Origin of the sequence: Pseudomonas sp. 18173, from assembly GCF_050432945.1 — a bacterium.
GTDB lineage: Bacteria > Pseudomonadota > Gammaproteobacteria > Pseudomonadales > Pseudomonadaceae > Aquipseudomonas.
On sequence record NZ_JBKFTN010000037.1, the window covers coordinates 1 to 13,475 of the forward strand.

Consider the following 13,475-nt stretch of genomic DNA (forward strand, 5'->3'; position numbering starts at 1 on the left):
TCACCGGGCTGAGCGTGGCGGCGCACAGCTTTACGGCCAAGGCCTTGTATGGTTCGGAACAAAGCTCGGCGGCGAGGACCTTGACCGTAACTCAACGCATAATCACGGAGAACTTTGACAATGTCACTGATGTGAAATTTTCCCCTGGAGACGTTCGGCGTGTTGGGATAATGAGGGCTTACTTTGAATCTGGCACAGGTAATATTTATAGAACGATGGGGGTTACCGGTATACCTCATACTTACCCTCCGGGGCCTGTGCAAGGGAAGAGACTATATATACAAAATGCCAATCAGGGTAACAGTATTTCGCCTTTTTCATTTATGTTAAATCTGGATTCGAGATCCATCTTTCAGCGCGTGGATTTTGCGTATATTTTTACAATTAACTTTACCCAGTCGGGAAGTGTCAGGGCAGAATTTTACAACAGTCAGGGGGGGCTTCTAGGCGGGATCAATCTTAATCCCGTACATTTCCTTCACCAGCAGGTCTCGTTCACAGCAAGCAACATCGCAGAAATTAGAATAAGTGGAACTCTAGGCAATACATTATCTGTTGATGATTTTAAGTTTTACCTTTAAACAGGGAAGCTTTGAAGTAGTTTGACACCTGCTTCACCCCCGATGCTCCGTGTCGGGGGTTTTATATATGCGTCCATCATGGAGTGCAATCTTGTGGGTGAAAGCTCCGCCGCCGTAGACCAACAGCGAACCAAGTGTAACGTAATTGCATGAGGGTGACCGAGTGAGGGGAGGACATTTGAATGGAGGTCGTGAGCCGATGAACAAAAAACGGAAACAAGCCGATACTGACTAGGGAAGCTCCGATCAACTTGCCATAAACCGTCGGCAAGTCGAAAACTCTTCGGGGGGCACCATACTTTCGGAAAAACGGGTGGCTTATAGTGCCTCGATGATTTTTTCGCCCGGTTCTCCGGGTCAAACGCAGCTCGCCCATACCCATCAGCTATTTTCCAGCCATCCACAGGTTCGACAGGGCAAACAGTTTTGATACGAAACAACGCTCGTCCACCTCAGCCAATTCCCCGTCAGGGGAAGCGACTGAGGTTTTCTCCTAAAGCTGGCGTTCTTTCGATGGACAGACGTTAACGCAGGAGGCTATTGGAAGGGGTAACGCTTTCCCAGGAAAGTGAAGCGCTGCTCGATAGGTCCGAGCGTCGTTTTATCGGGATGTTCGTGCAGCTCCAGTTCGTCAAACAGGTAATTGACCAGGTGTACGCTCTGGCGCAATTTGTTGCGCGTGGCGGCCCGCCCCCGTACGTCAATTACCAGCTCAGCCTGCTCGCGAAGGCGGTTTGTCAGGCGCCATGGATGTTGAATGTGCCGGCCTCTTCGCGAGCGAGCTCGCTCCTACAGAGGCATCTGCGCATTGATAGTATTTTTCCGTCCTGCGCTGTTTTCTGCTGGTCGAAATCGGTCTAAAAGCCTGGTTGGCAATTGAGCCTGTTTTGCTATTCTCAATCCTGTAGGTGAAGACGCAGACTGATGCGCAAAAGGATAGCAAGGAGACGTGGGGCGCGTTCCGAAGGGTACACGGTTAGAAAGATCCCCGCGCTGGGATCCAGCCCTTATGCCGTGTGAAGCAGAAGAGTTCCATTACAGTTTCACGACTCTTTTGTGGGAGGCCTGATAAACCTTGTAAGCCGGAGACCAGCACCGGCCACCTACTAAAACTCACCCGCGAAGCCCGCCCCGTGCGGGCTTTTTAATGCCCGCACGTTTGGCCTGGGCAGTGGCTCAAGGCGCGCCGAACAGCATCGTCCAGTAGACACCGTTGTCGCTGCGCGCGTTGGCGGCGTACGCGGCACCGACCTGGGTGAACATCGGGTTCATCAGGTTGGCGCAGTGCCCGGGGCTGGCGAGCCAGCCGGCCATGGCCTTGCTCGGCGAGCCTTGCCCGGCGGCGATGTTTTCACCAATCTGCCGGCCACGATAGCCGGCGGCCTTGGCGCGGTCGTAGGGCATGTCACCGTCGGGGTCCTGGTGGGCGAAATAGTTGCCATAGGCCATGGCCTTGCTATGGCCCTGGGCGGCGGCGTAGAGGGAGGGGCTCCACGACAGCGGCCGCGCGGCGGCGAAGCGCTGGCGACCACACAGGCGCGGCCTGGCCCGGGCTGCATTGACCTGCGCCAGCAACGCCTGGGCGGCGCTGCGTGGATCGCCGGTTTGCCCGTCGAGCACCGGGCGCGCCAGTACCACTTGCCACTCACTGCCGGAGCGGCTGACGCCGATATCGGCGTATTGGTTGTCGAGCAGTGCCGCGCAATGTTCGTCCTGGAACATATCGAACGCCTCTTCGGCGTCCCGCGCACCCACCACGCGGATCGACCGCACCATGGTCGCCTGATAGCCGGAAGCCTTTAACCTGTCGCGCAAACCACCGCCATAGCCAACGGGCAGGGCCAGGTTCGACTTGAGCGTCAAGGGTGACAAACGTTGCGTCGGTCGCCGGTCGCAGCGTTGCGGATGGGCGCGATAGTCGTTGATGGCGTCGACCAGTTGCCGCTGCCCATCGGCATGGGCGGGGCTTGCAAAAACGGGGAGCAGGGAAAACAGGCACAGCGAAGAAAAGCGCAAGGCAACGACAGTTTGGCGCATGAACGGACAACTCTGATGAGATGACGACGAAGAAAGTGGGGAAAAGCGCTGGGCTATGACTGGCGCCTCGAAACAAGGTTCACGCAGCGCAGGTGTCTATTTGCGGGCGAAGCGAGGAGTCCGACGAAGGGTGTCGGGTCGCCGGAAACCGGCAGCTACGGCTTTCAGGCAAACGCTAGGCTGGCTGATCGGTATTGACTGAAGTTGCCTCTGTCGCGGCCTCCGGTTTTTCGCTCGGTCGCAGCCTGAAGCGACACACATGCCCGCCGCGCACCATGCACTCGCTGTGTTCGACTTCACCGCCCCCCAAGGTACCGATCAAGGCCAGGTCCAGCTCACAGACCACCGGGTGGGCAGCGGCCAGGCGGTGGAAGACGCAGTTATGCGCGACGATTTCCGGGGTGCCGGCCGAACGAAAAAACACCTCGGCTTCGTAACCCGCCTGGTTCATGTGCTGCACGATCCTGGCTTCATCCACGACCTGTTGTTCACGGTCCAGCGCCAGCTTGCGGCCCATGCTGCGCATCAGCGAGGTCAGGGCCTCAGGTCCGATGATGCCCGCCACTTCATCGATCAATACGCTGGCCAGCAGCTGATAGTGGCGAGGGAACTGCTCCCGCGCGTGTTCGGTAAGCCGATACAGCTGCTCCGGACGACGACCCGTCGGGCGGGTGTCGCCGCGCAGCACCAGACCGTCACGCTCCAGCGCCGCCAGGTGTTGGCGGATCGCCGTGCGCGTGACGGCCAGGTGTTCAGCCAGCTCGTCAATGCTCATGCCGCCCGCATGGTGCAGCAGCGCATTGAGCAGGTCTTGCTGTGTCCGGCCCAGTCCTTCCAGCATGGGATGCCCTCGCGCGATATCAGAACTTGTCGGGGAATTGCTTGACCAGCGCGCCGGTCAACGCATCCGCCAGGGCCAGGATGTGCGTGCGCATCATCGCCCAGGTACGGGCCTCGCCGGCGTAATCGTGCGCGGCAAACTCGTCGATCTGGGCGACGTGGTGACCGCCATGGGCCGACAACATGTTGACCAGTGTGGCTTCAGGCAGATTGGGGTTGGCGGTGGCCAGGAAAGCCGCAATCGCCTTGGCATTGCTGGTCAACTCGGTGACGGCGGCCTGTTTGCCCTTGGCATCCTTGGCCACCGTGGCATCGCTGTAGTGTTTCACCGCGCCCCAATGGCCGGCAAGCAGCTTGAGCAGTTGATCCGCCGCCGGTTGGCCGTAGAGCGGGGCGATGCTGTTGGCGATTTTGGTCGCGTTGTCGACGACCTGATCCGCCGCGACCTTGGCTTGCTTCTTGTCGGCGGATTGATTGGCAAGCGCGTAGTTTCTGATCCAGAAAATGTGTTCGACCCAAAGGTCACGCAGGGCCAGGCGCGTGGTCAGCGCGGCGCTGTCGGCAGCGGCGGGTGAAGCGGCGGGCGTCTGGCTCCAGACCGGTTGCGCACACAAAGCCAGCAGGAGCAAAGCCAGGGTTTTGATGTTCATGACGGCACCCTCTGAGAGTGGAAGTGTTCGACAATATCAATATAGGCATAAAAATATGTTTTTATTGGATGCTGGCGAATTCTCGGATGAACGGCCTCCGTCAGTGGCTCAGACGAGGGAGCTCGCAGGGGGAAGGCGCTTTCTGTGGCGAGGGAGCTTGGGTTACACCCCCCATCCCTCCTGCACTGCGCGCCGAATACCCTCCAGCAACATCGCAAACGCCGGGTTGTCGTTGTTCTCGCGCCAGATCAGGTGCAACTCACTCTGCACACCTTCGCCCAGGTCGATGTCGCGAAACACCACGTTCTTGAACACCACGCTGGTCGCGCAACGCGGCACCAGGGCCAGGCCCATGGCGGCGTTGACCAGCGCCAGGATGGTCAGGGACGAGCCCAGCCATTGCACGTAATCCGGGGCGACGCGGGCCGAGCGCAGCATGCCGGTCAGCAGTTCGTTGAACGGCGGGTAGGCGGCGTGGGAGTACATCAGGAACGGCTGCCCGTCGAGGTCCTGGACCGATACCGTTGCGGCACGGGCCAGGCGGTGCGTGCTGGGCACCGCCAGCACGAATGGCTCGCGCACCAGGCATTCGGTGGAGTAGCCCGGTTCCAGCAACGGCGCGCGGGCGATGCCGAGATCGATGCGGCGGGCGCGCAGGGCTTCGTGCTGCTGGTAGGTGTTCATCTCCGACAGGTCGATTTTGACGTGGGGCTGCTTGAGTCGCGCCTCGGCAATGACCTTGGGCAGGAACTCGTAAACCGCGCTGCCGACGAAGCTGATATTGACCGAACCGATGTCGCCCTCGGCGAATCGCCGGGCTGTCACAGCCGCTTGCTGGGCGCGCTCCAGCAGGTTCTGGGCTTCGATGAAGAAAGCCCGACCGGCGGCGGTGAGCGCGACGCTGCGGGTGCTGCGGGTGAACAACTCGACGCCCAGGTGGTGCTCCAGCAACTGAATCTGCCGGCTGAGGGGCGGCTGGGTCATGTTCAGCCGTTCGGCGGCGCGGCGGAAATTCAGTTCCGTGGCCACGGTGGTGAAACAGCGCAGTTGAGTCAGCTCGAACATTGATCTAATCCAGGTATCAATCGAATGCCAAGTTAGATTAGACGGGATCAATGTGCGCGTCCATCATCGGGCCAGGCCTGAAAAATCATCCCTAGAAAAACAATGATCGGGAGTCGCCCCTTGAATACCCTGCAGAGTCCACCCGACCCGAATGTGCTCGCCCGTGCTGCCGCCAAGGTCAAGCGCCACGTCCTGCCACTGTTCGTGATCATGTTCATCGTCAACTACATCGACCGGGTCAATATCGGCTTCGTGCGCAGCCACATGGAAACCGACCTGGGCATTGGCGCCGCCGCGTATGGCCTGGGTGCCGGGCTGTTCTTCGTTGGCTACGCGATTTTCGAAGTGCCATCCAACATGCTGCTGCAACGCTACGGCGCCCGCGCCTGGCTGACGCGCATCATGTTCACCTGGGGCGCTGCCGCCATGGCGATGGCCTTTGTGCGGGGCGAAACCAGCTTTTATGTCCTGCGTTTCATCCTCGGTGCTGCCGAAGCGGGCTTCTTTCCCGGCATCATTTACTACTTCACCCAATGGCTGCCATCGTCCGAGCGCGGCAAGGCCATGGCCATTTTCCTCAGCGGCTCGGCCATCGCTTCGGTGATCTCCGGACCGGTGTCCGGTGCGCTGCTGCACATCGATGGCTTGAGCCTGCACGGCTGGCAGTGGATGTTTCTGATTGAAGGCTTCGCCTCGATCGTGTTGTGCGGTTTCGTCTGGTTCTGGCTGCAATCCCATCCACGGCAAGCGAAGTGGCTCAGCGATGAAGAGAAAGCCGCACTGAGCGCCGCCATCGACCTGGAACAGCAGGCTCGCGACGCCACGCGGACGGTCAAGCCATCGATGTTCAGGTTGCTGGCCGACAAACAGATCGCGCTGTTCTGCTTCATCTACTTCTCCATCGCCCTGACCATCTACGGCGCCACGTTCTGGCTGCCGAGCATGATCAAGAAGATGGGCAACCTCGGTGACTTCCAGGTCGGCCTGTTCAACTCGATTCCATGGATCATCTCCATCGTCGCGATGTACGGCTTCGCCGCCCTGGCCAGCAAATGGAAATTCCAGCAGGCCTGGGTCGCGGTAACCCTGGTGATCGCCTCGTTCGGCATGTTCATGTCCACCACCGGCGGTCCGGTCTTCGCCTTCGTTGCCATCTGCTTTGCCGCGATCGGTTTCAAGGCGGCCTCGGCGTTGTTCTGGCCGATTCCGCAAGGCTATCTGGATGCACGCATCGCTGCGGCGGTGATCGCCCTGATCAACTCCATCGGCAACCTCGGCGGTTTTGTCGCCCCGACCGCGTTTGGCTTCCTGGAGCAAACCACCGGTTCCATCGAGGGCGGACTGTACGGCCTGGCCGCCACTTCGCTGGTGGCCGCCGTGGTGATCTTCTTTGCCCGCACCGCGCCGCGTGGCAACGCATTGCATTCGCCGGTGGAAGGTGCCGACGTAAAAAAGCCAATCAATCATCCAGCCCTGAAATCTGATCCAACGGGAGCCGCCTCTTGAAAATCACACGAGTCACCGTCACCCCCATCGCCTTCCGCGATCCGCCATTGCTCAATGCCAGCGGCATTCATGAACCCTTCGCGCTGCGCTCGATCATCGAGATCGAAAGCGACAATGGCTACATCGGCCTGGGTGAAAGTTATGGCGACGCTCCGGCGCTGGCGATCCAGCAACAACTGCAAACCCAACTGATCGGCCTTGACCCGTTCAACCTCAATCAGTTGCGCGCCATCGTCCAGGCCACGGTGGCGGCGAATAAGCCGGCGAGCATTGCCGGTGCCGAACTGGCACCGGGCTCTCATGCCAGCAAAGCGGTCAGCAATGCCTATTCGGCGTTCGAAGTGGCATTCCTGGATCTGCAGGCGCACTCGCTGAATGTGCCCCTGGTGGATTTGCTGGGCGGGGCCATCCGCGAGGAGATCCCGTTCAGCGCCTACCTGTTCTTCAAGTATGCGCAACACGTCGATTCACCCTACAAGCCCGACAACTGGGGCGAGGCCCTGAACGAAGAACAGATCGTTGCCCAGGCGCGGCGCATGATCGAGGCCTACGGCTTCAAGAGCATCAAGCTCAAGGCCGGCACCTTGCCGCCGGAGCATGAGGTGTCGTGCATCAAGGCGCTGAAAAAGGCCTTCCCCGGTTATCCGCTGCGCATCGATCCGAACGGCAACTGGTCGCTGGAAACCTCGATCCGCATGGCCGAATTGCTCGGTGATGACCTGCAGTATTACGAAGACCCGACGCCGGGCCTGGAGGGCATGGCCGAACTGCACAGGCGCACCGGCTTGCCCCTGGCGACCAATATGGTGGTCACCGATTTCGACGAGTTCCGCCGCAGCGTGGCGCAGAACAGCGTGCAGATTGTCCTCGCCGACCACCATTATTGGGGTGGCCTGCGTGACACCCAGGCGCTGGCGAAAATGTGCGAAACCTTTGGTCTTGGTGTGTCGATGCATTCCAACTCGCATCTGGGCATCAGCCTGATGGCCATGGCGCATGTCGCCGCTGCGGTGCCGAACCTGGATTACGCATGCGACACCCATTACCCCTGGCAGGAGCCGGACGAAGAGGTGATCAAGGGGGGCAAGCTGCCGATTGTCGACGGTTGCGTGAAAATCACCCGCGCCCCGGGCCTGGGCCTGGAACTGGACCACGACCAGTTGGGCAAGCTGCATGACCAATACCTGACGTGCGGCATTCGCCAGCGAGATGACGTGAAGCAGATGCAGCGATACAAACCGGAATGGAAGGCCGTCAAGCCGCGTTTTTGATTGCGTGCAGTGTCCTTTGGTCCGGGCAAGCGTGGTCGCGCTTGCCCGGACCGGTTTTTTCCAGCCAGAACTTCCCGCTGACTACAACCCGTCCCCCAGCGCCTTGAGGTACTCAGGGCTTTCGCTGATTGAGTTATGCCCTGTCCCCGGTATCACCTGCAGTGATGCCACGCCTTTGGCGAAGTGTGTATACAAACGCTCGGTGCTCGAGCGCGGAATCACTTCGTCATGCTCGGCCGCTATCAATACCGTCGGCACCGTGATGCGGGCGGCGTACTGCCAGGACGGGTATTTGTCCTTCAACAGCCAGCGCACCGGAAACCAGCGGAACTGGCGGGCAGCGAGCCCTTCGAGGCTGTTGTAGGGCGTGATCAGCACCAGCCGTGCCACCGGGCGCTGGCTCGCCAGGCGCACGGCGACCCCGGAGCCCAGGCTGCGTCCGACCACCGCCACATGCGCATGGGTGGCATGCACCTGGTCGAACAAGGTGAGGGCATCGCGGGCGATGGCCTCTTCGGATGGCGAGCCGGTACTCCCGCCGTAGCCACGGTAGTGCAGCAGATACAGGGCGTGGTCAGGGAACGCTTGCGCGAACCCGGGCAGGTTGCGCGAGACGTCTTCGGCATTGCCGCCGAAATAAATCAGCGCGTCGGGACCCTCGTGAGGCCGGATGGTGACCAGCACCCGTGCGTCGGCGACCGGCAGTGTGAGCAGGGTCGCGGCTGTGCCGACGGTGCGCGGTTGCGGGTAATAAATCAGCGCCCGCTGAAACACGAACAGCGCCACGCACAGCGCCAGGTACAACGCAGCGACGATGACGACGAGTAACACCAGGGTGCGCGACATTCGGCTAACGTTAGTGGGCGGCATTGACTGCTCGGGATTGGAAAGTGGCTGGCGCCGCAAGGCTTTCTGAGTGTAGTCAATCGACCTTTGGCGCGGGTTATCCGGGTTGCCGATGCAACATGTCTGATCCGGGCGACTGGTGAGAAGCGTTTTATGAGCCATCCTGTGGGGTACACCCGTAGAGAAATACTCACGCTGGCTGCCGGTGCTTCGGCGGTCTTCACGTTCGGTCCGGCGGGATCGCAACCCGTGCCGTCGACGGGAACAGGAGGCGAGACCATGCAGACCCGTGCCATTCCTTCCAGCAACGAGTCCTTGCCGATCGTCGGGTTGGGCACTTATCACGGATTCGATGTCGAGCCTTCGCAACCGGCTTACAAAGACTTGCCCGCGGTGCTGGACGCGTTGTTCGACAAGGGGGGCAAGCTGATCGACAGTTCGCCGATGTACGGTCGCGCCGAACGGACCGTCGGCGAACTGCTGTCGATCCATGAGCCGAGCTCGCCGGCGTTCCTGGCCACCAAGGTGTGGACCCGGGGGCGCGAAGAAGGCATCGCGCAGATGGAACAATCCTTTGCCCTGTTGCAGACCGACCGGATCGACCTGATGCAGGTCCACAACCTGCTGGACTGGCAGATTCACCTGCCGACCCTGCGCCACTGGAAGGAAACCGGGCGCATTCGCTACATCGGCATTACCCATTACACGGCGTCGGCCTATGAAGAAGTGGAGGCGGTACTCAAGGCCGAGCCAGTGGATTTCTTGCAGATCAACTACGCCCTGGATGATCGCGGTGCCGAGCAACGCCTGCTGCCGTTGTGCCGCGAGCGGGGGGTGGCGGTGATCTGCAATCGGCCGTTCGGCGGTGGGGGCCTGCTCGCCAGGCTCAAGGACAGGCCGCTACCAGGCTGGGCGGCGCAAGTCGGGGTCAAGAGCTGGCCGCAACTGGCGCTGAAATTCCTGCTGTCGCATTCGGCGGTGACGTGCGTCATTCCGGGCACCGGCAACCCGCGCTACATGGCGGAAAATGCCCGCGCCGGTTTCGGCCCGATGCTGACCGATGCCCAGCGCCAGCAACTGATTGCCCTGGTGGGCTAGCGACTCGCCGAACGCTGCCCGGCGAGTCCCGGAACCTCTCCTATACTGTTCGCGTCCATGCCGTTGAAAGCGCAATCGTTGCCCTGACGGCGTCCCTGTCCATCACTGCAAGGAGATCGAACATGGCTATCCGCATTGGCGATGAAGCACCGGATTTCACCGCCGAAACCACCGAAGGCACGCTCAACTTTCACCAATGGATCGGCAACGGGTGGGCGATCCTGTTTTCCCACCCCAAGGATTTCACCCCGGTGTGCACCACCGAACTGGGCTACCTGGCCAAACTCAAGCCGGAATTCGATAAGCGCAACACCAAGGTCCTGGGCCTGAGCGTCGACCCGGTCAGTGATCACCACCGCTGGGTCGGCGACATCGCCGAGACCCAGGGCAGCGCGGTCAACTACCCGCTGATCGGCGACGAAAACCTGGTGGTGGCCAAGCTCTACGACATGATCCACCCCAACGCCAGCGGCGGTGCGCGCACGGCGGTGGACAACGCCACAGTGCGTTCGGTGTTCATCGTCGGCCCGGACAAGAAGGTCAAGGCCATGCTGATCTACCCGATGAGCGCCGGGCGCAACTTCGATGAAGTGCTGCGCCTGCTCGATTCCCTGCAACTGAATGCCAAACACACCGTCGCCACGCCCGTGAACTGGCGGCCAGGTGAAGACGTGATCATTCCGACCTCGGTGTCTGACGAAGACGCGAAGAAGAAATACCCGGATGGTTTCAAGACCTTGAAACCGTATCTGCGGACTGTGGCTCAGCCGAAGTAACTGCGCAGGTCTTAAGATCGCCTTCGCGAGCAAGCCCGCTCCCACATTGGATCTGCGTCGTACACAGAGCCAATGTGGGAGCGGGCTTGCTCGCGAAGAGGCCGGCCCTGCTGCCCTCAAATTCAGGTCAAACCAGATACTTGCGAAACCACCCCAACGTCCGCTCCCACGCCAGTTTCGCCGCCGCCTCGTCATAACGCGGCGTGGAGTCGTTGTGGAAACCATGATTGCAGCCCGGGTAAATATAGGCCTCATAGGTCTTGCCCCCGGCCTTCAACGCTTTCTCAAAGGCCGGCCAGCCTTCGTTGATCCGCGTATCCAGCTCGCCGTAGTGCAGCATCAGCGGGGCCTTGATGCGGGGCACGTCCTCGGCCGCTGGCTGGCGACCATAGAACGACACGGCGGCCCCCAGTTCCGGATAGGCCACGGCAGCGGCGTTGGTCACGCCACCGCCGTAGCAGAATCCGGTGATGCCGACTTTTGCGCTGGCGGCGGGGTGTTTCATCATCCACTCGACGGCGGCGAAAAAGTCGTTCATCAGTTTTTCCGGATCGACCTTGGCCTGAAGCTCGCGGCCCTTGTCGTCATTGCCCGGATAACCTCCGACCGAACTCAGGCCGTCCGGGGCGAGGGCGATGAAGCCGGCCTTGGCCAGCCGCCGGGCCACATCTTCGATGTACGGGTTGAGCCCGCGGTTCTCGTGCACGACCACCACTGCCGGCACTTTGCCGGTGGCCTTGGCCGGACGCACCAGATAACCGCGAACCTGGCCGTGGCCCTTGGGCGACGGGTAGGTGATGTACTCGGCAACAATGTCCGGATCAGTGAATTCGACCTGCTCGGCCAGCGCATAGTTGGGGCTTAGCGCGGCGAGCAGGGCTCCCGCCGTCATGCCGGCGAAGGTAAATAGCGCCGCGCGATCGAGAAACTCCCGGCGGTCGATCTTGCCGTGGGCGTAGTAGTCGTAGAGTTCCAGCAGTTCGGGGGCGAAGTCTTTGGCGGTGAGGCGGGTCATGGATGAGGCTCCTCTCGGCTGGTTTAACTCGGACTCTTGTGGGAGCGGGCTTGCTCGCGAAGACGGTGGCACATCTGATATCCATGTGTCTGATACACCGCTTTCGCGAGCAAGCCCGCTCCCACAGGGATCTAGGGTGATGCCACAATTTCATTTCAGGCACTGCGCACCGGCCTTGGCCACCTGCGCATCCTGCTCAGGCTTGACGCCCGACACCCCGACGGCGCCAATCACCTGGCCTTCGAAGACTATCGGCACGCCACCCTCCAGCGAGGTCAGCAAGGGCGCTGACAGAAAAGCGTAGCGCCCACCGTTGATCATGTCCTCATAGTTTTTCGATTCGCGCCGTCCGAGGGCTGAGGTGCGGGCCTTTTCGGTAGCGATATAGGCGCTGCCCGGCGCGCAGCCGTCGAGGCGTTCGAGGGCCAGCGGGTGGCCGCCGTCATCGACTACCACGATGGTCACGGCCCATTGATTGGCCTGTGCTTCGGTGCGGGCGGCGGTGAGGATCCGGCTGACTTCGGCTTGGCTCAGGACGGCTTTGCGGTTCATGGGCACCTCCGGGATTCGGTTAGGGCAGGGCGGCTTCGACCAGTTCGATCCAGTGCCGCACCGGGGTTCGGCCTGCGCCGTCGAGGTGCGACTGGCAGCCAATGTTGGCCGTGACAATGACCTCGGGATGGCCGCTTTCCAGGGCGTTGAGCTTGTTATCGCGCAGTTGTCGCGACAGTTCCGGCTGGGTCAGTGAATAGGTGCCCGCCGAACCGCAGCACAGGTGCCCGTCGGGAACGGGCGTCAGGTTGAAACCGAACCCGGTCAGCAGTGCTTCCACGGCACCGCCGAGTTTCTGCCCGTGCTGCAAGGTGCAGGGGCAATGGAAAGCCAGGCGTTGCGAGGCGTGGATGCCGAGTTTTTCCAATGGTTCGTCGCGCAACACTTCCACCAGGTCCCGGGCCAGCGCGCTGACCTTTTTCGCCTTGTCGGCATAGGCCGGGTCGCTGGCGAGCAGGTGGCCGTAATCCTTGATGAAGGCACCGCAACCGCTGGCCGTCTGCACAATCGCTTCGGCGCCTTTTTCGATGCCCGGCCACCACGCGTCGATGTTGCGCCGGGCGCGATCGAGGCCGGCGGCCTGGGCGTCCAGGTGATAGTCCACGGCACCGCAGCACCCGGCTTCGCGGGTCGCGATGACGCTGATCCCCAAGCGGTCCAGCACCCGCGCCGCCGCAGCATTGGTGTTGGGCGACAGGCTGGGCTGCACGCATCCTTCGAGCATCAGCACCTGACGCTCACGCAGGGTCATTGGCCGTGGCTTGGCCGGGTAGATGCTGCGCGGCAACTTGCTTTGCAGGGGGCCGGGCAGCAGCGCACGGAACACCTGACCGCTATTGACCAGACTCTTGAACAGCTCCGGGTGTGGCACGGTCTGACGCAACCCCTCGCGTAACAGGCGCTGGCCGAGCGGGCGCGGCACCGCCGCATCGACCACCGCCCGGCCGATGTCCAGCAGGTTGTGGTAATCGACACCCGACGGGCAGGTGGTTTCGCAGTTGCGGCACGACAGGCAGCGGTCCAGGTGTTGTTGGGTCTTCTGCGTGACGTCGTTGCCTTCCAGCACTTGCTTGATCAGGTAGATGCGCCCCCGTGGTCCGTCCAGTTCATCGCCGAGCAGTTGATAGGTCGGGCACGTGGCATTGCAGAACCCGCAGTGCACGCAGGTACGCAGGATGCTTTCGGCTTCTGCGGCGCGGGGCAGATGGCTGGCGCTTTCACTCAAGGTCGTCTGCATG

14 protein-coding genes are annotated in these 13,475 nt (G+C 61.4%); 6 read left to right on the forward strand and 8 right to left on the reverse strand.

Features of this window, described 5'->3' with window-relative positions:
* A partial coding sequence (locus ACLD1X_RS27390) for a hypothetical protein (protein ID WP_429373151.1) occupies positions 1-581 on the forward strand: 581 nt, incomplete at its 5' end.
* Positions 582-1,121: 540 nt separating this feature from the next.
* Positions 1,122-1,442 (forward strand): hypothetical protein, encoded by a 321-nt coding sequence (locus tag ACLD1X_RS27395; RefSeq protein WP_429373153.1) that lies wholly within the window; start codon positions 1,122-1,124, stop codon positions 1,440-1,442.
* Between the two features lie 315 nt (positions 1,443-1,757).
* Here ACLD1X_RS27395 and ACLD1X_RS27400 read toward each other — a convergent pair whose 3' ends face one another.
* The 4 genes from ACLD1X_RS27400 to ACLD1X_RS27415 all read right to left on the reverse strand — a co-directional run bounded on the left by ACLD1X_RS27400 (position 1,758) and on the right by ACLD1X_RS27415 (position 5,173).
* Entirely contained in the window at positions 1,758-2,618 is an 861-nt protein-coding gene (locus ACLD1X_RS27400) for a CAP domain-containing protein (protein WP_429373155.1), read from the reverse strand.
* A 175-nt stretch (positions 2,619-2,793) separates the two neighbouring features.
* The gene (locus ACLD1X_RS27405; protein WP_429373157.1) at positions 2,794-3,459 is read right to left on the reverse strand and encodes a helix-turn-helix transcriptional regulator; all 666 of its coding nucleotides are present in this window, start codon (positions 3,457-3,459) and stop codon (positions 2,794-2,796) included.
* A 19-nt stretch (positions 3,460-3,478) separates the two neighbouring features.
* On the reverse strand, positions 3,479-4,108 hold the full coding sequence (locus tag ACLD1X_RS27410; protein ID WP_429373159.1) for a hypothetical protein: 630 nt from the start codon (positions 4,106-4,108) through the stop codon (positions 3,479-3,481).
* A gap of 162 nt (positions 4,109-4,270) precedes the next feature.
* A complete protein-coding gene (locus ACLD1X_RS27415; protein WP_429373161.1) occupies positions 4,271-5,173 on the reverse strand; it encodes a LysR substrate-binding domain-containing protein in 903 nt (300 codons plus the stop codon).
* A gap of 120 nt (positions 5,174-5,293) precedes the next feature.
* Between ACLD1X_RS27415 and ACLD1X_RS27420 the strand changes: the two genes are divergently transcribed.
* Both ACLD1X_RS27420 and ACLD1X_RS27425 read left to right on the forward strand, forming a co-directional pair.
* Entirely contained in the window at positions 5,294-6,679 is a 1,386-nt protein-coding gene (locus ACLD1X_RS27420; RefSeq protein WP_429373163.1) for an MFS transporter, read from the forward strand.
* Positions 6,676-7,950, forward strand: coding sequence for a glucarate dehydratase family protein (locus ACLD1X_RS27425; protein ID WP_429373165.1), 1,275 nt, complete (start codon positions 6,676-6,678; stop codon positions 7,948-7,950). The genes ACLD1X_RS27420 and ACLD1X_RS27425 overlap by 4 nt, the downstream gene beginning before the upstream one ends.
* A gap of 81 nt (positions 7,951-8,031) precedes the next feature.
* Here the strand turns inward: ACLD1X_RS27425 and ACLD1X_RS27430 are convergent, their stop codons facing one another.
* Entirely contained in the window at positions 8,032-8,820 is a 789-nt protein-coding gene (locus ACLD1X_RS27430; protein ID WP_429373167.1) for an alpha/beta hydrolase, read from the reverse strand.
* Between the two features lie 129 nt (positions 8,821-8,949).
* On the opposite strand from ACLD1X_RS27430, the gene ACLD1X_RS27435 reads away from it, so the two are divergent.
* Positions 8,950-9,894 (forward strand): aldo/keto reductase, encoded by a 945-nt coding sequence (locus ACLD1X_RS27435; RefSeq protein WP_429373169.1) that lies wholly within the window; start codon positions 8,950-8,952, stop codon positions 9,892-9,894.
* A gap of 122 nt (positions 9,895-10,016) precedes the next feature.
* On the forward strand, positions 10,017-10,670 hold the full coding sequence (locus tag ACLD1X_RS27440; protein WP_429373171.1) for a peroxiredoxin: 654 nt from the start codon (positions 10,017-10,019) through the stop codon (positions 10,668-10,670).
* Between the two features lie 127 nt (positions 10,671-10,797).
* Here the strand turns inward: ACLD1X_RS27440 and yghX are convergent, their stop codons facing one another.
* From yghX to glcF, 3 genes are all read right to left on the reverse strand, one after another.
* Entirely contained in the window at positions 10,798-11,685 is an 888-nt protein-coding gene (gene yghX, locus ACLD1X_RS27445; RefSeq protein ID WP_429373173.1) for a YghX family hydrolase, read from the reverse strand.
* A 150-nt stretch (positions 11,686-11,835) separates the two neighbouring features.
* Positions 11,836-12,237, reverse strand: coding sequence for a heme-binding protein (locus tag ACLD1X_RS27450; protein WP_429373175.1), 402 nt, complete (start codon positions 12,235-12,237; stop codon positions 11,836-11,838).
* 19 nt (positions 12,238-12,256) lie between these two features.
* Entirely contained in the window at positions 12,257-13,474 is a 1,218-nt protein-coding gene (gene glcF / locus ACLD1X_RS27455) for a glycolate oxidase subunit GlcF (RefSeq protein WP_429373177.1), read from the reverse strand.
* Between the last annotated feature and the right edge of the window lies 1 nt (position 13,475).

What these genes read in the sequence shown, in the direction of transcription:
- ACLD1X_RS27400 (WP_429373155.1), bottom strand. Translation starts at nt 2,618, where the DNA reads ATGCGCCAAACTGTCGTTGCCTTGCGCTTTTCTTCGCTGTGCCTGTTT.
- ACLD1X_RS27405 (WP_429373157.1), bottom strand. Translation starts at nt 3,459, where the DNA reads ATGCTGGAAGGACTGGGCCGGACACAGCAAGACCTGCTCAATGCGCTG.
- ACLD1X_RS27410 (WP_429373159.1), bottom strand. Translation starts at nt 4,108, where the DNA reads ATGAACATCAAAACCCTGGCTTTGCTCCTGCTGGCTTTGTGTGCGCAA.
- ACLD1X_RS27415 (WP_429373161.1), bottom strand. Translation starts at nt 5,173, where the DNA reads ATGTTCGAGCTGACTCAACTGCGCTGTTTCACCACCGTGGCCACGGAA.
- ACLD1X_RS27430 (WP_429373167.1), bottom strand. Translation starts at nt 8,820, where the DNA reads ATGCCGCCCACTAACGTTAGCCGAATGTCGCGCACCCTGGTGTTACTC.
- ACLD1X_RS27435 (WP_429373169.1), top strand. Translation starts at nt 8,950, where the DNA reads ATGAGCCATCCTGTGGGGTACACCCGTAGAGAAATACTCACGCTGGCT.
- ACLD1X_RS27440 (WP_429373171.1), top strand. Translation starts at nt 10,017, where the DNA reads ATGGCTATCCGCATTGGCGATGAAGCACCGGATTTCACCGCCGAAACC.
- yghX (WP_429373173.1), bottom strand. Translation starts at nt 11,685, where the DNA reads ATGACCCGCCTCACCGCCAAAGACTTCGCCCCCGAACTGCTGGAACTC.
- ACLD1X_RS27450 (WP_429373175.1), bottom strand. Translation starts at nt 12,237, where the DNA reads ATGAACCGCAAAGCCGTCCTGAGCCAAGCCGAAGTCAGCCGGATCCTC.
- glcF (WP_429373177.1), bottom strand. Translation starts at nt 13,474, where the DNA reads ATGCAGACGACCTTGAGTGAAAGCGCCAGCCATCTGCCCCGCGCCGCA.